The sequence below is a fragment of the Bacillus sp. AFS031507 genome, assembly GCF_002584635.1.
Taxonomy (GTDB): Bacteria; Bacillota; Bacilli; order Bacillales; family Cytobacillaceae; genus Neobacillus.
The window spans coordinates 242,398-263,278 of the sequence record NZ_NUOW01000003.1 but is presented as its reverse complement, the minus strand read 5'-3'; the positions used below and the strand labels follow the sequence as shown (position 1 = coordinate 263,278).

Genomic DNA, 20,881 nt, shown 5'->3' with positions numbered 1-20,881 from the left:
CTCAGTGGATACTGCCCATTGGAATGAATTATAACAAATTTCAAGAAAAGTTCAAGCATTTATAACTCAATATCAGCAGAATAAATATGGTGGATTATACCAGCTTTATCCTCTAACTTTAGTACTCCATCATTTGTTATTCCTAGTGCTATTCCTTCAATCGTATTTGTAAGTGTTCTTGCTTTTATGTATTTACCTATACTGCCTGCATAACCCTCCCATAATAGTTTTATTGGAAGAAATCCTTGTTCTAGATACAGCGTATATAATTTTTCAAAGTGTTTGAAAATAGATCTTATTAACTCTGCTCTCGAAACAGTTTCTCTATCCTCGATAAATAGGGAAGTAGCTATTTCTTGAAGTTCTAACGGGAAATCTTCTTTCTTCTGATTCACATTTATACCAATTCCTATGATAATTGAATGAATACGGTCGGCCTCCGCTTGTAATTCCGTTAATATTCCCGTTACTTTCTTTTCGTTAATAAGAATATCATTCGGCCATTTTATTTCCGGAATAAGGTCCGTCATTTCTTCAATGGCTTGAACAATCGCAACTGCTGCGAGCAATGTCAATTGTGGCGCATTGCTAAGGGGTATATTCGGACGTAAAATCATGCTCATCCATATACCAGTATATTTTGGTGAATGCCATTTACGGGCCATCCTTCCCCTGCCTGACAACTGCTCTTCCGCGATAATGACCGTTCCTTCTGGGGCATCTTCTGAAGCAATGCGATGGGCAATTTTTTGGGTAGACTCCACACTTTCTTCATAATGGATATTTTTCCCTATAAAGTTCGTTGTTAAGCCAAATCTTATCTCATCGGCTGAAACTTTTTCTGAAGTTTTTAGAATTCGATAGCCCTTATTTCTAACAGCCTCTAATTCAAATCCTTCCTTTCTTAATTTCTCAATATGCTTCCATACTGCCGTCCTTGAGCAGCCAATGAGTTCTGCAAGATGCTGCCCTGATAAAAAGGTGTCACCTGCATTTGTAAAGGCATCAAGTAATTCTTTTCTTATTTCTGATTGCACTTCATTAGCCACTCCTTGATTTTTTCTTTGTCGTTATCTAGATTTCCGGCTAGGATATTTTCTTCGATGGTTAAAAGCGTCTCCTTAAGCCATGGTCCACCTCTTTTATTGAACCAATCCATTACGTCATTTCCAGTCACATTCATTTCTGAACGGTCTTTTATCGGCAGGGTTTCATACAGATTAATCCAATGTTCAATCGATTGAACTTCGTTGATCCCATTAATAACATAGTAGAGCTTTTCCGTTGATAGGATATGATCATGACCAGCAGAGTATAGATCATAAATGGACCAATCTTGTTCAAGTCTTTTTGCAAGGAAATGAACAACTTGTTGAATCTCTCTTATTTCCTTAAGTGCAAGCCGCCACTCTTTTAAAAATAACTCTATCTCTTTTTCTTTTAAATTTATACAGAAAATTAAGAGTGACCACATTTCACTTTTATTAAGATTCCCACTGTTAAAACTACGTAACTCCTCTAATTGCTGCTTTTTTCCCTTCAAACCTGGTAAATAAGAATAAATATTTGCTTCAAGGAGAATACTCAACGCTTTAGTCTTATTTTTACCAATTAAGAGTTTCTCAAACTCCGCCCTTTTTCTTTCTACAGCAATGTTATCAAGCAAGTGGACAAGCTTTGCTAATGCTTGAACCGTACCTCTTTCGATTTGAAAAGAGAGTTGACTTACAAACCTTACTGCTCTCATCATTCTTAAGGCGTCTTCTTGGAAGCGGTCATTCGGACTTCCAACTGTTTGAATTATTCTATCTTGAATGGCTATAAATCCATTAAATGGGTCAATTAATTTTCTATTCCTGTCCATCGCGATAGCATTCATTGTAAAATCTCTGCGCTGTAAATCCTCTTTTAAGTTGCGGATAAAGGTAACCTCTTTGGGTCTTCGAAAATCTTGATAGTCTGATTCGGTTCTAAAGGTGGTAATTTCATATCCTCCATTATTAACAAGAACGAGAACTGTTCCATGTTCGATTCCAATATCCACTGTTTTCGGAAAAATCCTTTTCACTTCTTCGGGGGTTGCGCTTGTTGCAATATCAACGTCATTAATCTCTCGTTTTAACAGATAATCTCTAACGGAGCCACCAACAAAATAGGCTTCAAAGCCAGCATCCTCCAGCTTTTTTAATACAGGACTTGCTGCTAAAAATGGGTCAATCATTTTACTTCACCTTAATTCAGTAAATTAAAATATATTTGTTCATATTGTTCAACAATTTGGTCAGCCTTAAATTTAGTTTTTGCTGTCTCCACAGATTGTTTGGAAAATTGCTGATGAAGGTTCTGATCAACTAAAATAGCTAATGACTTATTAGAGATATCGTCGATGTCGCCTACTTCACAAATAAATCCATTCATTCCATGATTAATAACTTCTGGTACACCTCCAACATTCGTACCGACACAAGGAACTCCACATGCCATTGCCTCTAATGCAACAAGTCCAAAGCTTTCCTTTTCCGATAATAACAGCATTAAATCACTGATGGAGTACAATTCCTCCAGGCTCTCTTGTTTACCTAAGAAAATAACTTGATCTTCTAGTCCAAACTCTCTGACAAGTTTACAGATGATGGTCATTTCAGGGCCATCACCGACCAATAGTAGCTTGGCTGGCATTACAGATGCAATCTTTGCAAAGGACTTTACTACATCTTGTACCCGTTTTACCGGACGGAAATTGGAAACGTGAATAATTACTTTTTCATCTTCTTTTATTTCAAATTCTGACTTTAAAGCACGTGCATCACTTTTTTTATAAATGCGGTCATCAATAAAGTTATACACTGTTTCAATTTGTTTATCTGGATTGATCAACTCATAGGTTTGGTCCACTAGAGCTTTGGAAACTGCTGTTACCACATCCGATTTTTCAATTCCAAATTTAATCGCATCTGTCAAAGAAGGATCATAACCCAAAACAGTTATATCGGTACCATGTAATGTCGTGACAATTTTAATATCTCGATGGCTCATTTGCTTTGCTAGTATTGCACATACAGCGTGAGGAATAGCATAGTGGACGTGGAGCAGATCTAATTTTTCCCGATTAGCCACTTCCGCCATTTTACTTGCTAAGGCAATATCGTAAGGTGGGTACTGAAATACAGAATATTGATTCACTTCAACCTGATGATAATAAATATTATGGTACATTTTATTTAATCTAAATGGAATACTTGATGAGATGAAATGAATTTCATGTCCCTTTTCAGCGAGCATTTTCCCTAATTCCGTCGCTACTACACCTGAACCACCTACTGTCGGATAGCAAGTAATACCAATTTTAAGTTTCCTCATGTTTATTCTCCTATCAAATCACGATTCAAAAGGATTGGAACTTTCGTTTTGAACCCTTCAGCAAATGTAACACCAACCAACTTACCAAACATTCTTTCCCTTGACTCAACAGTTTCAATATAACCATTTACAAGCGGAGTACTATAGCTTTCTTCTGTTTGCTCGAATTGGCTTTTGTACTCCCTCAATGCTTGGAGTTTTTTATCCATATATTGAGTAATATCAATGGTAAAATCTGGTTTATGAAAACCATTAATCATATAAAAATAAACTCTGTCCACCCGATGTGCAGGTTCATTACCTTCTGTTACATATTTTCTTATGGCAGATGAAAAAACAGCTTCCTCCACTAAACTAGCACAATGACCATGGTCAGGATGGCGGTCTTCAAAATAAGGTGCAAACACAATCTGAGGCTTGTATGTTCTAATAATCCTTGCAATCTCTCTTATGTATTCGTCTTTAAGAAATAATCCTCTATCTGGAAAACCGAATGATGTACGCATAGAGACGTTTAGTATCCCTGCAGCCTTTGCCGCCTCCTCTTTTCTTAGGGGTACATTCCCATTTGAAGAAAGGTCGGCATCTGTTAAGTCACAGATACCAACTTGTTTCCCTTGGGAGGTCAATTTAGCAATCGTTCCAGCCATGCCAATCTCGACATCGTCCGCATGTGCTCCAAAAGCAAGGACATGAAGGTGCTGATTAATCATTGATTCCACCATTCTCTTTATTTAGATTTCTCCACTCAATAAGCCCCAGTTCTAGGCCTCTTATTAATAATTCTGCAGTTCCCATATTAGTAGCAAGTGGAATCGAGTATACATCACATAGTCTAACCAATGCTGTTACATCTGGTTCATGTGGCTGTGATGTTAATGGGTCACGGAAGAAGAAAACAGCATCCATTTTATTTTGGGCAATCAATGCTCCGATTTGCTGGTCACCACCAAGGGGTCCAGATTGAAAACGAGTTATACTTAGACCCGTTGCCTCACTAATTCGCTGTCCAGTTGTCCCAGTCGCGAATAATGTATGCTTCGAAAATATATTTTGATAAGCAGTCGCGAATTGAACCAAATCATTTTTCTTTTTATCATGAGCTATTAAGGCGATATTCATATATTTACTCCCTATTCTAAAATATTTTCTAGTCCATAAACAAAAGAATTATGTGTCATTACAGATTCTACTGCCACTTTTACACCCGACATAAAAGAGCCGCGATGGTATGAATCATGCCTTATTGTTAGAGTCTGACCATCAGATCCAAATAACACCTGTTGGTGGGCAACAAGTCCAGGTAAGCGTACCGAGTGAATATGCATTCCATCGAACGTTGCACCACGCGCACCTTGAATCGTTTCTTTTTCATTTGGGTGCCCCTGATTTTTTTCCTCACGAACTGCAGAAATCATTTCTGCTGTTTTTACAGCTGTTCCTGAAGGAGCATCCAGTTTTTGATCGTGATGCAATTCAATAATTTCTATATCGTTAAAATATTTCGCAGCCATTTGGGAGAATTTCATCATTAACACAGCACCAATGGCAAAATTCGGAGCAATAATACATCCCAGTTTTTTCTCATGACAAATATGTTCTAATTCCTCTAAATCGCTTGCAGTAAAACCTGTTGTTCCAACCACCGGTCGAACATTGTTTGCAAGTGCAGTTTTTGCGTGATGCATGCCCACCTCAGGTGTGGTTAGATCAATCAAGACATCCGCATGGACATTTTGCAGGCATGTTTCGATATTTGCATAAACGGGTACGTTATGTATTGAATGAAAGCCTTCCAAGTCGCTAAGCATCATTCCATCATATTTATGATCCACAACAGCTAAAAGTTCAAAATGATCAATATTCGTTACTAACTTCACTGCTTCACTGCCCATTCGGCCGCGGGGACCAGCGATGATAATTTTAATTTGTTCCATAAAGTTCACTCCATTTTTTCTTCATTAATTCTTGTCCACCGATTTTGGTCTCTTGTCTTAAATTTTTCCATTACATAATTATGTGCATCTTCTAAGCTGATATTTAAAGAGTTAGCAAAACAAATTAATACAAATAAAAGATCACCAAGTTCTTCTTCGATGGCTTTTTCAGTTTCACTTGTTTTTTTGGGTTTCTCACCATAATAATGGTTTACTTCTCTAGCAAATTCCCCTAGTTCCTCTGTAAGTCTTGCTAGCATCGCAAGCGGACTGAAATACCCCTCTTTAAATTGACTAATGTACAAATCTACTTCTTGCTGAAGGTCTTTCATCGTCTTTTCTTTGGCCATGTATTTCACCTCATCAATAAGACTGATAATTATGTTCATATCCTTATTCTATTGTTTATGTTAGCTAAATTAACGCGGATTTACAAATGTTTTCATATATATTACCCTCTTTTTCTCTACTCATTGCTCTAACATTTTTTATTCGATATAATAAATACCGCCATATAAGAGAATTTATGGTAGAGGGGGGTTATTAATGTTACATGGTCTTAAAGTAAAAAACATATTATTTATCCTACTGGGAGCAGCGATAATGTCGTTTGGCCTTGTCAATTTTAATATGCAAAACAAACTGGCAGAAGGCGGCTTCACAGGCATCGCACTCCTATTTTATTTCTTGTTTAAATGGGATCCATCCTATTCAAATCTATTCTTAAATATTCCACTTTTTTTTATTGGATGGAAATTGTTAGGACGAAATACATTTTTATATACCATAATAGGGACAGTCGGGGTGTCCATTTTTTTATGGATATTTCAACGCTATTCCATTGATATGCCACTTCAAAGTGATTTAACATTAGCTGCATTATTTGCCGGAGTTTTTACAGGCATTGGTTTAGGCGTGATCTTCCGTTATGGAGGAACTACAGGTGGAGTCGATATTATTGCTAGGCTTGTCCAAAAATATGCAGGCTGGAATATGGGAAAAACAATGTTCTTGTTTGATGCATGTGTTATCGCTTTATCTTTGGTAACATACTTAAATTATAAACAAGCAATGTACACACTCGTAGCTGTGTTTATTGGCGCTAGAGTAATTGATTTCATGTTAGAAGGTGCTTATTCAGCGCGAGGAGCTATGATTATTTCGGAAAAGAACGAGCAAATTGCCGCTAAGATTATGGAAGAAATGGACCGAGGAGTAACAGTCCTAAAGGGATACGGCTCTTACACTAAAAGTGAGCGTGAAGTCTTATATTGTGTTGTCGCAAAAAATGAAATAGTCCGTTTAAAAAATGTAATTACTTCCGTTGATCCCCATGCATTTGTCTCCATCACGATTGTCCATGATGTCCATGGAGAAGGTTTCACACTCGATGAAAATAAAATGCCTTTAGTAGACTAAAAAAGCAATGTCCACTTTTGGACATTGCTTTTTTTAAATCTTAGATCAATCCTTTAAATCTCTCGAACGGTCTTTTTTCATATTCTTGTCACCTTGATACTTTCTCCAGCCAACATAGGATAATGTCATGATAATAATGCTTCCTGTCGAAATAATAACCCACCAAATGTTTGGATCTGCCTCATCCTCTTCCATGTTAGAAAAAAGATTAACTAAGTCCGTATCAAGTTTTTCCAACTCCTGTTGGCTTTTAGAATCATTTACAACTTGGGAACGGTATTCATTAATAAAATCTATCCGTGCGTCTAGTCTTTGAACATTTTCTACAGACACATCAATTTTCATACTCGGATAGATCACGTTATACAAGGATAAAAAGGAATTAAAGTTTGAATGAAAGTGCCCTGAATCACCCTTAATTGCCGCATCTTTTGCTTGATGAAAAGCTGTCATTATTTGATCTTCCATTTCAATCCATAATGGTTGGTGACTTGTTGCAATGGCATCAATGACAAGACGAAATTTGACTAATTTATTTATTCGTTCCTCATATTTCATGTTGGAACTAACTGCTGCTTCCACTGCTTCATCATGGGAGGTATTAATTATTCTTACCTCATCCATTGTTAGCGACGGTTCATTACCGGTAATGCTTGTGAATTGATCCGAAAAATAATCAAGCAGTCTTTTAGCATCTTCATATCTATGAAACTTCACCATTTGGAGAGCTTCATCTGATATATCATCAAGCTTCTCCATAGGCGATTGTTGTTCTGCATTTACAGTTATGGGAGTAAGCATCATGATAATTGCAAAGAAAAAAAACCATTTGTTTCTCAATCCTTGTCCCCCCTTTCATTACTAATAAAATGTATGTAGGGGTGGACAAGGTTAGACCATCTGGGATTATTTTATTTCAAGTTTGTAACTTTTGGGACGAATTGAAAAATAATAGGCTAGACCAATCGAAAGAATCGAAAGCCAGAAAGTAAAATAGCCAATTTGTGGTGTATAGCGATCTAGCATATGATAGCTTGGCAACATGAAAAAAACATAATCAATAACATCATTATGTAGTGTCCAAATAGCTGTTAGAATTAAATGCCACCATTTAAATCTGTAAAATGGAGCATATAAAATACCTTGAACAGCCATTGCGAAATGGGACAAGATTAACATATAGCCAACCGCATCTAGTTCCCCTTGAACAAAATAGACTAGGATATTCATTACTACTGCCCAAATTCCATATTTAAAGAGAGTGACAATTGCTAGCGCCTCTATTAAGGGCCAATTTTTCCGCAATAGAAATGCAACTAGAACAAAAACAAAAAATAAACTAGCTGTCGGGCTGTCAGGAACAAACAGGAGAAAAATTGCAGGTGTCTCCTTTAGCTGCCACCCATACCAGTAGTACCCATAGATTGTTCCGGCAATATTAACAATCAATAACAGCTTCATAATCGATCGATTTGCCAAGAGAGGATAGATCCAACGCACAAAAACTCTCCTTTTATGTTTGTTTTTTTATCATGAAGAAAAAAGCTGACGATCTTTCGTCAGCTTTTTATCATTCGATTATTACTTACCAAGGCCAGAGATAAATTCAGAAAGCGTTTTAAGTTCTTCGTCAGTCCCTTTGAAGATTCCGGCTGGCATTTTACCGCCTTTACCTTCTTTGGCAATCTTTGCAATTTCTTCTGGTTTTAAGCCTGTATCGACTAGTGCGGGTGCACCAGCACCGCCTGAAAGGTTTTCACCATGACAGGTAATACATGTATTGGCACTAGCTATTTTATAGCCGGCACTTGATTTATCAATATCTACTTTTGCAACAATTTTACCTTGGCGTTCAGCAGCTGCCCAATCATGTGTCGCAACAGATTGCCAAGTTAAATATACGGTAGCAGCTAGTGCCAATAGCATAGCTGCAGTTGCAATCGGACGCTTCATTGGACGTCGTTCCGGACCAGAATCGAGGAACGGAGCTAATAATAACCCTCCAAAAGCTAGTCCTGGTATAATCATTGCTCCGATAACTGTATACGGTCCAGATGCAAATGTATATTTCAATAATTGATACAAGAACAAGAAATACCAGTCAGGTAATGGAATGTACCCAGTATCAGTTGGGTCCGCTATCCTTTCAAGCGGAGCCGGATGGGCAACTGTTAAACATAAAAAGCCGATAAGAAATACTGCTCCTACCATCCATTCTTTCAAAAGGAAGTTAGGCCAAAACGCCTCTGTTTTACCAGGGTATTCAGAGTAATCTTTCGGAATCATTTTTTTTCGTTCTGAAGGTGCTAAAACACGTGAATCACCAACGAACTTTAAACCTTTACCGCGATGCATCGAGCAATCCCCCTCCTTTTTCCGTAGTTAATAGAAATAAACTGCGATTAAAATAAAACCGTTTTATAGTGGTCCGGAAATACCTTGTTTACGAATCATTAAGAAGTGAGCTCCCATTAGTCCAAGCAATGCACCAGGCAGGAAGAATACATGAATTGCAAAGAAGCGGGTTAATGTTTGAGCACCAACAATGTGTTCATGACCAGCAAGTAAAACCTTAACTTGAGTACCGATGAATGGTGTCGCTTCGGCAATCTGCAGACCTACTTTTGTAGCGAATAACGCTTTCATATCCCAAGGTAATAGGTACCCTGTAAAACCTAGGCCAAGCATTACGAAGAAAATAAGTACCCCGACAACCCAATTCAATTCACGAGGTTTTTTATAGGCACCTTGGAAAAAGACGCGTAGAGTATGTAAAAACATCATTACAAGTACTAAACTTGCACCCCAGTGATGCATTCCACGTACAATTTGTCCAAAAGCAACTTCATTTTGAAGATAATAAACAGATTCCCATGCGTTTTTAATATCTGGTACATAGTACATGGTTAGAAACATACCAGAAAGAATTTGAATTACGGTTACGAAGAAAGTAAGACCTCCAAAGCAATATACAAACGCTGAAAAGTGATGCGCTGGATTAACATGCTCAGGTACTTCATGGTCTGCGATATCGCGCCACAAAGGCGTAATATCTAAACGTTCATCTACCCAGTCGTAAATTTTGTTTAACATAGTTACGCCTCCTTCCGTGGTTGAGCTTTACCGAGATAAAGATAACCATCTTTTTCCTTGAATGGATATACATCAAGTGGTGCTAATGGCGGTGTTCCTGGAATGTTTTTACCGTTTTTCTCGTAGCGGCCATAATGGCACGGACAGAAGAATTGACCTGGATGTTCCTTGTCAGTATTCCAGTTAACAGTACAACCCAAATGTTTACAAGTAGGCGAAAGGGCTACAATTTTCCCCGCATCATCCTTATAAACCCAGGCAATATTCGTTACTTCTGACTCATACCAGGCATCCTTTTGTTTAAAGGTAAAGTCAACTTTAACTGGATCTTTTGTTAAATCAGATACCTTTTGCTTTGTAGCAACAAAATCGCCGCCTTCTTCAACCTTTAAAACAGGATCAACTGCAAATCTAACCATTGGCATTAGCATACCAGCCGCCATGAAGCCGCCTACCCCTGTTAGGGTGTAACTTAAAAATTGACGTCTTGAAACGCGTTGCTTACTCATGCTTATATCCCCCCCTCTATTCACGAAGTTAAGTCCATCGGACAATAATTTAACACATATAAAACTAGGACATAACAATGATATATCAATCTTCATGTTAGGTCAATATCATACTATTTTAAAAACATATATTATCGTTGGTTTTACTGATTTTCATGCCATTTTTGCGTAAAGAGAACTAAGAGCTGCTTAACTTGACTATCAATAACTCCTATTTTTTGCGAATCATTCATATGCTCAAGCGGGATTGATGGAAGCCAAATTACCGTGCCATGTAGTTCTTTTTCCCGTGCTCTCCACTCTATTTCTGATGTTATGTAAAAAATATGTTTAAACTCCCCCTTTGCTAGGCTAGCTTCCCAATCCTTCAAATCACTTAAGGTACTTTCACCATTTTTGGAATTCAGATATGTAAATGGCGGGATTAATATTAATCTTCCCGTAAATTGCCTTTCTAAATACCCTGTTAATAAAGTGATAAACTCTGCTGCTGCCGCTGACTGCCTTATCTCCCCCCCTATGGAAACTGAAATTAACGGAACAACAGCTGTGTCCACATACTCTTTGGCATTCAAATACGTCTCAATATCTTGAGGTATCCACTTCATATCTTTGCACCAACCTTTAATTTCACTATTAATATAATATCATTTTCCACATTAACAATAAAAGATAAAGAGGAATATTTAGTAAAATTCTTATGAAAGAAAAAAACAAACAAAAGGAAGCTGCTTATCGCAAACTTCCTTTTTGTTCAGTCATTGTCAAATTATTTAATTTTTGTGTTAAGTTTAGGAATGCTTTGCGATCGTGTTTATCTAGTGCCTCGTCAATCAATTGAAGAATTTTCTCACGTTGAAAGTGTTCGATGCTGTGCTGCAGTAATTGTTCTGCAACGATTCCATCCTTTTCATTTACTTGCAAATGTTTAGGAACGTATAAATTTTCTTCTAGTACAGCAGCATACTGGTGCGCCTGATTGGCAGCATGAAAGTTTAATTGGATAAAAATATCCTCGTCACGATTTAAACGAATATCGTGAAAGGATTTTTCTGCGTCCGTCGTCATCACATTTTCTTTATAGAATCGAAACGGAACTTTATCCACACAATGTGTAGACATAATCAAACCTCTCGGACAATACTGTGCTTGCTCAACGAAATGAACCTTTTCCATCAGTTGATCGTGGCTCATAAGATAGTTGAGGATCCATACGCATTCTCTTCTCTTTAATTGATAATGATTTAGAAACCAGCGAATAAAGTCCTTCTTCTCGTTGACAGAAACAGGGGTTGCCATGATAGTTTCCCTCCTCTGCAGAATCAGCTTTTTTAATCTTTCAACCCTGTAAGACGTTCAAGTAAATCCAAATACTCGACGTTTGTTGGATCTTCATTAAGCAGTTGTTTAAAAATTTCGGCAGCGCGGTCGGTTTTTCCTTCTTCAATTAAAAAATAACCGTAATCATGTAAAAATGTTTCATTTTTCTTAAAAAAAGTATATGCACTTTCATATTTGTCTAATGCGTAAGAAAATTTTTCTAACTTATGAAAGCTAAGTGCAGAATCCCATAAGAGCTGGGGTTCTTCATCTTCCTTAATGTCAAGTTGAGCAATTAACTCAATGACATCCTCATATCTTTCTTGGAGGAAAAAGAGCTTATTTAATGTTAGTGCAGCTTCTGTAAATCCTGGATCTAGGGCAATTGCCTCACGAAAATATTTTTCTCCTTCCTCCACTTTTCCTAACTTGATGGCAATTTTCCCACCAAAGAAAAATAGCTCTTTATTAAATTCATCTTGTTTTATGCCTTCTTGAATCGTGAGTAAACTATCCTCAAGCTCTTCCTCCCGTTCATAAGCTAACGCAAGATGTAAATAAAGTGAATGATACTCCGGATCTAGCGCTTTTAATTCAATGAATTTTTCTATAGCAGTTCGATTATATCCAGCCTGAAGAGCTGTAAAAGCGTATCCGAATAACGTGTTAATCTCTAATTTTTCATTAATTGCCTTCTCGTAATAAACCAGGGATTCCTCAAACATTCCAGATGCACTTAAAAGGTCTGCAATTCGTTGGTCAATATTCACTCCAGCTATTTCATTTACTTCTTTTAAAACCTTTTCATACGCATCCATTGCCTTTGATATTTCACCTTGTTCACTGTAAAGTTCACCTAATGCAAAATCTATGATAACTTCATCTGGCAATATCTCCTTTGCTTTTAAAAGCTTTCGTTCACAAACTTCATATAAACCCTGAACTTGATAAAGATCGGCTAACAAGAGTAATGATTGTCCAAAATTTGCATCATGTTCTGATATCTTTTCAAGGACAAGTATCGCTTCTTCATCTTCTCCAGCCTCGACTAATATTTCACCTAGCAGAACAAGGAGCTCACCTTCCTCAGGGAATATCTCTAACAAATTTTCAACTAATGCCTTTGCCTCATCAAGGAAACCATATTGATACATTTCTTCTCCTAGAAGGAATTTCTCATCTGGCATTCCACTTTTTAATACAACATTATATTCATTTAAAGCATCATTATGTTGGCCGTTTTCTAACATGTTAATAATTTTATTTACTCTTTCCATTGACACTTACCTCTCGTTCTCCTAGATTGACAGAGAAAAATAAGATGGGGTTTGCACCCTAACATGTTCTCCATTACCAGGTTTAAATATCACGTTATCACCTGCACGTTGAACCGTTCCCTTGTGAACAGTCACTACGAGTCTATCACCATGATAATGAAATAAATTCACTTCATCAATATTCTTGATCTCATTTATTTTTGTATATAGATTATAACTTACCTCAGTACCACTCATTAAACTAGCTTTTTGAGGGTATAAACCGATTTTATTTAATACAGTAATAGTCAATGGGTAATTTTCTTCTATTTCTTCGTATAGTGCAGGGATATTTTCTCTTTTCATGATACCTTTCCATTTCGACATAACTGTCTTCACTTCCTTCTTCTGGACGGAAGAAATTATTGGAATTAAAGGACTGTTGAACGGAAACATGGCTTCTTTAATCCAGCCCCAAGGTATTTTTTCTAATTCATCAAAGTTTTGCAGGTCAACAAAAATAGCTGGTATTTTTTCCTTCTTACATTTCCTAATAAACGATTGTGTTAACAATCGAATCGGTACTCTTACCCCTATTAAATAGTCAATAGGACTACTTAATAGAGCCGTTTTTAGTTCGGTAATTTTAGTGGTTAATTCATTTTCATAGGAAACATTAACATAGGTAAATAAGGTGGTACATCCTTTCAACATAAATTCCTTAATCAGACACCTTTTTAATTCTTGAAAGGATTTAATTTGTGGGATATTTGAATTAAAAAGGACATATGACGGGGTCATGATAAATGGACCAGCATTCATTTTTATCAGTCTATAATGACTAAAATGCGAATCAATTTTAGCTATACGGTTTTTACTAATTAATAGCGAACATGTTTTCAACTGCTTGTCTTTAAGGAGATTGGCATTTTCTATGATATACATCGTCCACCACCTTATTTTTTTCTTTGTAAGCTTTCACTTTATTTCCTTATGACAAGCTATGCCAAAAATCAAAAAACTATGACATTCTAACAAAATCAAATTCATTTAAAAATAAAAAAAAGCTGCATTAAAACGCAGCTTTACTTAATGAGACTGTTTAAATGAGCAAAGAAGTTAGGATAAGAAACTGAAATTGCTTCGGGATTCACTAGTTCTGCTTCATTTTTACATAGGAGTGCTGCTATTGCCAGCATCATCCCAATCCGATGATCGCCATGACTTGAAACCGTTCCGCCGCTTAATACGGATTTTCCGTATATAATCATTCCATCTTCAGTCGCTTCGATTTTAGCACCTAATTTTTTCAACTCATTAACCACTGTATCTATTCGGTTTGTTTCCTTAACTTTTAATTCCTCAGCATCTTTAATAATGGTCGTCCCTTCAGCTTGTGTTGCTAAAAGAGCAATAATTGGTATTTCATCAATTAATTTTGGAATTAAGTCACCTTCAATGACTGTACCTTTAAGACTGGATGTCTTTATAGTGAGGTCACCAAATGGTTCAAAAGAGGTTTCCTCATTTTGAACAATCTCCAAGTCTGCGCCCATTTTTTCCATTACCTCGATAATGCCCGTTCTGGTAGGGTTTAGGCCAACATTTTTCAGAACAATTTCACTGTCAGGAATAACAGCACCAGCCACAAGAAAGAACGCTGCAGACGATATATCCCCAGGTACATGAATCGACGTTGCTGTCAGCTTTTGACCACCCTTAACCATAATCTTTTGGTTATCCTTATGGATTTCTCCACCAAATTTTTTGATCATTCTTTCAGTATGGTCACGAGTTTCCTCTGGCTCAATAATAATACTTTGTCCTTCTGCTTGCAGTCCCGCAAGGATAAGAGCAGATTTTACCTGTGCACTAGCAACTGGGAGGTGGTAGTTTACAGGTTTTAGCCCACCACCACGGATGGAAATCGGAGTGAAGGAACCATCTTTTCGCCCATCTATTCTTGCACCTATTTCTGATAATGGGTTCGTAACCCTGGTCATTGGCCTTTTTCCAATTGACTCATCGCCCACAAGAGATGAGAAAAATGGTCTTCCAGCCAAAATACCCATTAACAAACGGATCGTTGTTCCTGAATTACCAACATCCAGTACTTCAGTCGGCTCAGTTAATCCCTCAAAACCTTTTCCAATAATGCGAAGTTGATTATCAGATTCCTCAATAGTAACTCCGAGTTTTCGAAAGCATGAAATTGTACTTAAGCAATCTTCTCCAGGCAAGAAATTAGTTACCTTGGTTTCACCATATGCGATCGAACCAAACATAACAGATCTATGCGAAATCGATTTATCCCCTGGAATTGTTATCTTACCATTTAAACCATTTATGTTAGTTTTAAGTTTTAATGACGTCATGAAAAATCACCTTTTATTCATATCATTTTAGGAACCAATAGATGTTGCAAAGTTGGAATAACTGCCAATACAGCGTTCAGCATTTTGCCGATCCTCTTCGGTTTGAAAACTAATCACTAAGACTCCATTAATATCTTCTCGTGTTTCTAGAATCCGAATATTTGTAATGCTAATTTCTTCCTTTGCTAAATAGCCAGTAATTTCCGAAATCACTCCCGGGTAATCTGGAACATCGACAAATAAATCATAAAATGCCGGAATCGCACCTTTTTCTTTCAGTGGCAAGCCATCACGAAATTGTTTTGCTTGCTGAAAATAGTCATAAATTGCAGAACTATTTTCATTTTCAAGTAATGTTTTAACCCCATTCATTTCTTCTAGCCATTGATCGAGTAATTCAATTAAGATTTCACGGTTGTGCAGGAGAATATCCTTCCACATCTTTGGGCTGCTCGAAGCAATCCTAGTTATATCCCTAAATCCGCCAGCTGCTAGTCGTGGAATAAGACTTTCTGCTTCTGCTAGTTTTTCCGTTTGGCGAACAATAGAGGCAGCAATGATATGAGGAAAATGACTGACAATTCCTGTGAGATAATCATGGTTTTCTGGAGTAATAGTTAAAAACTTGGCATTGGTGCCATATAACCATGCTTTTAATAATTCTACCTTTTTATTTTCTATATGTTCTTGCGGTGTTAACAGGTAAAAGGCATTTTCAAATAATATTTCTTTGGCAGCAGATACACCACTTTTATGGGAGCCCGCCATTGGATGCCCGCCAATAAAGGTGATTCCTCGGTCCTTTAGGCTCTTGGCACTTCCGACAATCTTGCTTTTTGTACTACCTGTATCTGTCACGATTACCTCTGGATGGAGAGGTAGGCCCGCTAGGAACTGAATAATTTCCTCTGTTTCATTTACAGGTGCAGAAATAATAATTAAATTAGCGTCAATTGCACCACTGTAAATATCTTCAGCTATTTCATCAATGACCCCAAGCATTTTTGCAAGCCTTGCTTGTTCACTATTAATATCAAATCCTACAATAGTTACATCCTTATGCTCCTTTTTTATACAAAGGGCTAGGGAACCGCCAATTAATCCTAAGCCAATTACAAATACACGGCCTTTCAATGATAACTCCCCCTAAACAACAAAGCACTACTCTGTTTTACTAATAGCTAAGGATTCTCCAAGTGCTTTTAGGACACCGACATTTTGTTCATAGGAGCCTACTGTAATTCTAACACCGGTTGGAAAACCAAGAGCTTTTCCGGAACGGACGATATATCCTCTCTCCAATAAATGTTGGAAAACCTGATCACCATCCATTTTACAATCAATTAAAATAAAGTTAGTTTGTGATGGATAAAAATCAAGTTCATTCTCACCACAGAATTGATAAAACTGTTCAAGCCCCTGCCTATTTTTTTCTTTGCAGACTTTTATAAATTCCTGGTCCTTGATTGCTGCAGATGCTGCTAATTGACCTAAAGAATTAACATTAAACGGCTCCCTCGCAGGTTCAAGCGCTTTTATAATCGAGCGATTGGCAACCCCATATCCAATTCTCAAGGCAGCAAGTCCATATATTTTAGAAAAAGTTCTTAGAACAATTAAATTTTCATACTTACGAGCTAGGTTAACGGAATCATAGTAATCATCAGCAACAACATATTCATAATAGGCTTCATCCAATACAACCAGAATATCTGATGAAACTTTTTCTAGAAAAGCAATTAATTTATTTTCTGGTATATATGTACCGGTAGGGTTATTTGGGCTGCATAGCCAAATAACATTGGTCTGTTCATCAATAGCTGCAAGCATTGCATCTAAATCATGTTCTCCGTTTAGTAGCGGCACTTCCTTACTAACTGCCCCTTCAATAACAGCATTATGCTTATATTGTGAAAAGGTAGGTGTCGCCATAATTGAATTGGCGTTCGGATGTAAAAGTGCCCTAGAAATTATTTGGATAAGATTATCAGAACCATTACCGAATATTAATTCATCCTCGTCAACCTGTAAAAATGAAGCAAGTGTCTCTCTTAAATTTGTAGCGTACCCATCAGGGTAAATTGCTAAACTTGTTTGATTCGATTGAAGAGCGGTTAACACCTGTTCTGAACATCCAAAAGGATTTTCATTTGATGCTAGCTTAACAATTTGGTCGAGTTTATATTGCTTCTTTACTGCCTCTATTGATTTTCCTGGTTGATAGGGAGTCAGTGTTAATAACTGCTCTTTCCATCTCATATTTATACACTCCATTCTTGTAGACTTATTCTATCTTCCAAAAAGAACCTCCCATTACGCTAAACTATTGCTTAGGTCGGGTCTAAGGACTTTAGCCCCTTTTAAGTATACATGGTTAATTTCTTCTTGAGATTGTGTTGTATTTACATGCATCATGATTCTAACACACATTTTCAAGGAATCTGGAACAGGCATTTCTTGCATACACATGACAGGTACGTAAGTCCACCCCTCAAATTTACGCAATGCCTTTGCCGGGAATACTGCATTAATATCCTCTGTTGTTGAAATGAAAACAGATGCAACTAATTCAGGTTGGATATGGTTTTCCTCAATTATCTTCTCCAACAGTTCTTCTGTGGCAGTAATAATTGCTTCCTCTGTGTTTTGATTAACTGTGATTGCTCCCCTCATCCCTCTTATCAAGACAAGACCCCCTTTAAGAACTTTTTAACTCTTCAAATAAAACTGTTTCTGATATTTCCTTTAGGACTGGCTGACCCAATTGTTCGAGTAATACAAAACGAATCGAATGCCTAACAGATTTTTTATCCTGCTTCATTTTATTAATTAAATTTTCATGAGATAGATTTTCAGGTATTTTCGATGCATACCCAAGTCCTTCAATCCAGTTGGTGAATTCTTCTAAATCGAATGAAAGCCCTAGTAATTTTTTACTTACCTTTAATGCAAAAATCATCCCTACCATTACTGCTTCCCCATGAGTAAAATTCCCATAACCCATTTCTGATTCAATAGCATGACCTAACGTATGACCTAAATTCAAGTAAGCCCGAATTCCAGTTTCTTTTTCATCCTGACTGACGATTTTTCCTTTTACCTTTATCCCTTTGATTAGGGATTCCGATAACAACTCCATTGGTAAGGTTTGAAGGTCTTCCACATTTTCTTTCAGCCAATCAAAAAAATCGGAATCATCAATAAGTGCATGTTTAATAACTTCTGCAAATCCCGAACGAATTTCATGAGCAGGAAGTGTTTTTAAAAATTCTAAATCATAAAAGACGGCTTCTGGCTGATGAAAGGCTCCTATCATATTTTTCCCGAGTGGATGATTGATCGCTACCTTTCCGCCAACAGCACTATCATGAGCTAATATGGTAGTTGGGACTTGAATAAAAGGTATACCTCTCATAAAAGAGGCGGCAACAAATCCTGACAAATCTCCTACTGCACCGCCGCCAAATGAAAGAATAACAGATTTGCGGTCAAGTCGGTTTTCAAGAGCAGTTGAAAGCGCAGAATAATAAACTTCAAAGGTTTTTGCCTTTTCGCCACTAGGGGCAGTAAAAATTACGGGATCAAACGATTTAAGCTCAAACAATAATTTTTCTAGATGCAGCTTAGCAACTGTTTCATCTGTAATAATTAATATTCTGGTTAGACCCTCAAAATGATTCTCCAAAAAAGGGCCAAGCTCCTTACTTACACCTTCCCCCACAAATACATTATAGTTTTTTGACGCTGTTTGGATTTGAATGGTTTCCATTAAAACTCCCTCGCATATTCTCTCTGCCTTTTTATTTCAGTAGCAAAAGCATCAAAGCGGTCGCTGTAAAATTGTTCAATCAGGGCGTTTGCAAGTTCCCATGCAACAGCATTCTCTGCAACCACTGCAGCAGCAGGTACAGCACAACTGTCTGAGCGTTCAACACTCGCAGCAAATGGCTCCTTAGTATCAATATCTACGCTCATCAGTGGTTTATATAATGTGGGGATTGGTTTCATCACACCTCTGACAACAATTGGCATGCCAGTCGTCATTCCACCTTCAAAGCCACCCAGTCTGTTGGTCTTGCGGTAATAACCTTTTTCTTGATCCCAAGCTATCTCATCATGGACTTCGCTTCCCGGTTTGCTAGCGGCCTCAAAACCAATGCCAATTTCTACACCCTTAAACGCATTTATACTCATAATGGCAGCAGCTAATTTTCCATCCAATTTACGATCATAGTGCACGTAACTCCCAACTCCAGCTGGCATACCTTTCGCAATCACTTCCACGACTCCGCCGATCGAATCACCATTTTTCTTAGCTTCATCAATAGCAGCCATCATATCCTTTTCCACATTAGGGTCAGCACATCGTACAGGAGAATTTTCTGTCTTGTCCTTTAATGCCTCAAAAGTAAGAGAATGATCAGCATTAGCTTTTATTCCACCGATTTCAACGACATGTGAAACTAGTTCAACTCCTACCAATGATAAAAGTTTCTTGGCAACAGCACCTGCAGCAACTCTAACAGTTGTCTCACGGGCAGAAGAGCGTTCAAGGACATTTCTCATATCCCTATGTCCATATTTAATCGCACCATTTAAATCCGCATGACCAGGACGGGCACGAGTTACTTTACGTTTAACTTCATCCTCCTGGCCTTCATCTAGGGGCTCCGCTCCCATAATCTTCGTCCAATGCTTCCAGTCATTGTTTTGAACTACTAATGCTATTGGAGAGCCAAGAGTGTAGCCGTGACGGACTCCCGAAACGATTTGGGCTGTATCCTTTTCAATTTGCATTCTTCTTCCACGGCCATATCCTTTTTGGCGTCTGGATAATTCCTCATTTATATCTTCTAATAATAATGGCATTCCAGCAGGGAGGCCTTCTAAAATTGTTGTTAATTGCGGCCCATGGGATTCTCCTGCTGTTAAGTATCTCATCCCCATACTCTTTCCCCCTTCAACTCATTAAAGAATTTTTTTATCAATATACCATATAGCGCCCAATAAACATAGTATAACTATTCAGATAAAAGAGAATAAATTTTGAATAAATTTATTTTTCTAAACAAAAAAGGCACTTGTAAATTGCTATACAAGTGCCTCTTCTTATTTAATTAATATATCCATTCGTTAACTAGTTTATTGTATTCTACAACACCAGAATCTTTAAAAAATAAACCAATTTCACGCTCTGCACTCGCAGGTGAATCTGAGCCATGTATAACATTTTTACCAACCGTTAAACCAAAATCACCGCGAATAGTACCTGTTGCAGCATCTTTTGGATTGGTAGCACCCATCATTTGACGGGCAGTAGCGATGACATTTTGACCTTGCCAGACCATTGCAAAAACAGGACCAGAAGTGATGAAATCTACTAATTCACCGAAGAAAGGACGCTCCTTGTGCTCACCATAATGTTCTTCAGCTAGTTCATTGGGAATGCTCATTAACTTTGCACCAACCAATTGAAAGCCCTTTCTTTCAAAACGTGCGACGATTTCTCCAATTAGGTTACGCTGTACACCATCGGGCTTTACCATTAAAAATGTTTTTTCCATGAATTCCACTCCTAAAAATTAATTATTATGTATATTGATTGTAATTAA

General features: G+C 37.4%; 24 protein-coding genes. 1 reads left to right on the top strand and 23 read right to left on the bottom strand.

Annotated features, from left to right (window positions below; all coding sequences use genetic code 11):
• Window positions 1-59: 59 nt before the first annotated feature.
• The 7 genes from COE25_RS05225 to COE25_RS05195 are packed head-to-tail and all read right to left on the bottom strand — an operon-like array spanning window position 60 to window position 5,647.
• Window positions 60-1,037, bottom strand: coding sequence for a biotin--[acetyl-CoA-carboxylase] ligase (locus COE25_RS05225; protein WP_098931646.1), 978 nt, complete (start codon window positions 1,035-1,037; stop codon window positions 60-62).
• On the bottom strand, window positions 1,022-2,221 hold the full coding sequence (locus tag COE25_RS05220; protein ID WP_098931643.1) for a CCA tRNA nucleotidyltransferase: 1,200 nt from the start codon (window positions 2,219-2,221) through the stop codon (window positions 1,022-1,024). Before COE25_RS05220 ends, COE25_RS05225 begins: the two co-directional genes overlap by 16 nt.
• An 11-nt stretch (window positions 2,222-2,232) precedes the next feature.
• A complete protein-coding gene (gene bshA, locus COE25_RS05215; protein WP_088088780.1) occupies window positions 2,233-3,360 on the bottom strand; it encodes an N-acetyl-alpha-D-glucosaminyl L-malate synthase BshA in 1,128 nt (375 codons plus the stop codon).
• Between the two features lie 2 nt (window positions 3,361-3,362).
• Window positions 3,363-4,073, bottom strand: a complete 711-nt coding sequence (gene bshB1 / locus COE25_RS05210) for a bacillithiol biosynthesis deacetylase BshB1 (RefSeq protein WP_098931641.1) — start codon at window positions 4,071-4,073, stop codon at window positions 3,363-3,365.
• Window positions 4,066-4,482, bottom strand: coding sequence for a methylglyoxal synthase (gene mgsA, locus COE25_RS05205; RefSeq protein WP_088088782.1), 417 nt, complete (start codon window positions 4,480-4,482; stop codon window positions 4,066-4,068). The genes bshB1 and mgsA overlap by 8 nt, the downstream gene beginning before the upstream one ends.
• Before the next feature lie 11 nt (window positions 4,483-4,493).
• Window positions 4,494-5,297, bottom strand: coding sequence for a 4-hydroxy-tetrahydrodipicolinate reductase (gene dapB / locus COE25_RS05200; RefSeq protein ID WP_098931638.1), 804 nt, complete (start codon window positions 5,295-5,297; stop codon window positions 4,494-4,496).
• A gap of 5 nt (window positions 5,298-5,302) precedes the next feature.
• Window positions 5,303-5,647 carry a nucleotide pyrophosphohydrolase gene (locus COE25_RS05195; RefSeq protein WP_098931636.1) on the bottom strand — a complete coding sequence of 115 codons (345 nt, stop codon included), beginning with the start codon at window positions 5,645-5,647 and terminating at the stop codon, window positions 5,303-5,305.
• A 196-nt stretch (window positions 5,648-5,843) separates the two neighbouring features.
• Between COE25_RS05195 and COE25_RS05190 the strand changes: the two genes are divergently transcribed.
• Window positions 5,844-6,716, top strand: coding sequence for a YitT family protein (locus COE25_RS05190; RefSeq protein ID WP_098931634.1), 873 nt, complete (start codon window positions 5,844-5,846; stop codon window positions 6,714-6,716).
• Window positions 6,717-6,761: 45 nt separating this feature from the next.
• Here the strand turns inward: COE25_RS05190 and ypjB are convergent, their stop codons facing one another.
• The 16 genes from ypjB to ndk form a co-directional block, all read right to left on the bottom strand.
• Window positions 6,762-7,556, bottom strand: a complete 795-nt coding sequence (ypjB, locus tag COE25_RS05185; protein WP_251032678.1) for a sporulation protein YpjB — start codon at window positions 7,554-7,556, stop codon at window positions 6,762-6,764.
• 66 nt (window positions 7,557-7,622) lie between these two features.
• Window positions 7,623-8,216 (bottom strand): lipoprotein heptaprenylglyceryl N-acetyltransferase LhaT, encoded by a 594-nt coding sequence (gene lhaT, locus COE25_RS05180; protein ID WP_098931632.1) that lies wholly within the window; start codon window positions 8,214-8,216, stop codon window positions 7,623-7,625.
• 81 nt (window positions 8,217-8,297) lie between these two features.
• On the bottom strand, window positions 8,298-9,071 hold the full coding sequence (locus COE25_RS05175; RefSeq protein ID WP_098931629.1) for a menaquinol-cytochrome c reductase cytochrome b/c subunit: 774 nt from the start codon (window positions 9,069-9,071) through the stop codon (window positions 8,298-8,300).
• Window positions 9,072-9,134: 63 nt separating this feature from the next.
• A complete protein-coding gene (gene qcrB, locus COE25_RS05170) occupies window positions 9,135-9,809 on the bottom strand; it encodes a menaquinol-cytochrome c reductase cytochrome b subunit (protein ID WP_026563914.1) in 675 nt (224 codons plus the stop codon).
• A gap of 2 nt (window positions 9,810-9,811) precedes the next feature.
• On the bottom strand, window positions 9,812-10,318 hold the full coding sequence (locus COE25_RS05165) for a QcrA and Rieske domain-containing protein (RefSeq protein WP_088088788.1): 507 nt from the start codon (window positions 10,316-10,318) through the stop codon (window positions 9,812-9,814).
• A gap of 143 nt (window positions 10,319-10,461) precedes the next feature.
• The gene (locus COE25_RS05160; RefSeq protein ID WP_098931627.1) at window positions 10,462-10,926 is read right to left on the bottom strand and encodes a YpiF family protein; all 465 of its coding nucleotides are present in this window, start codon (window positions 10,924-10,926) and stop codon (window positions 10,462-10,464) included.
• Between the two features lie 124 nt (window positions 10,927-11,050).
• On the bottom strand, window positions 11,051-11,617 hold the full coding sequence (locus COE25_RS05155) for a ReoY family proteolytic degradation factor (RefSeq protein WP_098931625.1): 567 nt from the start codon (window positions 11,615-11,617) through the stop codon (window positions 11,051-11,053).
• A 32-nt stretch (window positions 11,618-11,649) separates the two neighbouring features.
• Window positions 11,650-12,915, bottom strand: coding sequence for a tetratricopeptide repeat protein (locus COE25_RS05150; protein WP_098931623.1), 1,266 nt, complete (start codon window positions 12,913-12,915; stop codon window positions 11,650-11,652).
• Between the two features lie 21 nt (window positions 12,916-12,936).
• A complete protein-coding gene (locus tag COE25_RS05145) occupies window positions 12,937-13,839 on the bottom strand; it encodes a hypothetical protein (protein WP_098931621.1) in 903 nt (300 codons plus the stop codon).
• A gap of 140 nt (window positions 13,840-13,979) precedes the next feature.
• A complete protein-coding gene (gene aroA / locus COE25_RS05140; RefSeq protein ID WP_098931619.1) occupies window positions 13,980-15,269 on the bottom strand; it encodes a 3-phosphoshikimate 1-carboxyvinyltransferase in 1,290 nt (429 codons plus the stop codon).
• A 27-nt stretch (window positions 15,270-15,296) separates the two neighbouring features.
• Complete coding sequence (locus COE25_RS05135; RefSeq protein ID WP_098931617.1) at window positions 15,297-16,403, bottom strand: prephenate dehydrogenase; 1,107 nt, start codon at window positions 16,401-16,403, stop codon at window positions 15,297-15,299.
• 27 nt (window positions 16,404-16,430) lie between these two features.
• Window positions 16,431-17,528, bottom strand: a complete 1,098-nt coding sequence (gene hisC, locus COE25_RS05130) for a histidinol-phosphate transaminase (protein ID WP_098931615.1) — start codon at window positions 17,526-17,528, stop codon at window positions 16,431-16,433.
• A gap of 54 nt (window positions 17,529-17,582) precedes the next feature.
• Window positions 17,583-17,954 (bottom strand): chorismate mutase, encoded by a 372-nt coding sequence (gene aroH, locus COE25_RS05125; RefSeq protein WP_098931612.1) that lies wholly within the window; start codon window positions 17,952-17,954, stop codon window positions 17,583-17,585.
• A gap of 13 nt (window positions 17,955-17,967) precedes the next feature.
• Window positions 17,968-19,038: a 3-dehydroquinate synthase gene (aroB, locus tag COE25_RS05120; protein ID WP_098931610.1), complete on the bottom strand. Its 1,071-nt coding sequence runs from the start codon at window positions 19,036-19,038 to the stop codon at window positions 17,968-17,970.
• A complete protein-coding gene (aroC, locus tag COE25_RS05115; protein ID WP_098931976.1) occupies window positions 19,038-20,210 on the bottom strand; it encodes a chorismate synthase in 1,173 nt (390 codons plus the stop codon). Before aroC ends, aroB begins: the two co-directional genes overlap by 1 nt.
• 176 nt (window positions 20,211-20,386) lie before the next feature.
• Entirely contained in the window at window positions 20,387-20,833 is a 447-nt protein-coding gene (ndk, locus tag COE25_RS05110) for a nucleoside-diphosphate kinase (protein ID WP_098931608.1), read from the bottom strand.
• Window positions 20,834-20,881: the final 48 nt, after the last annotated feature.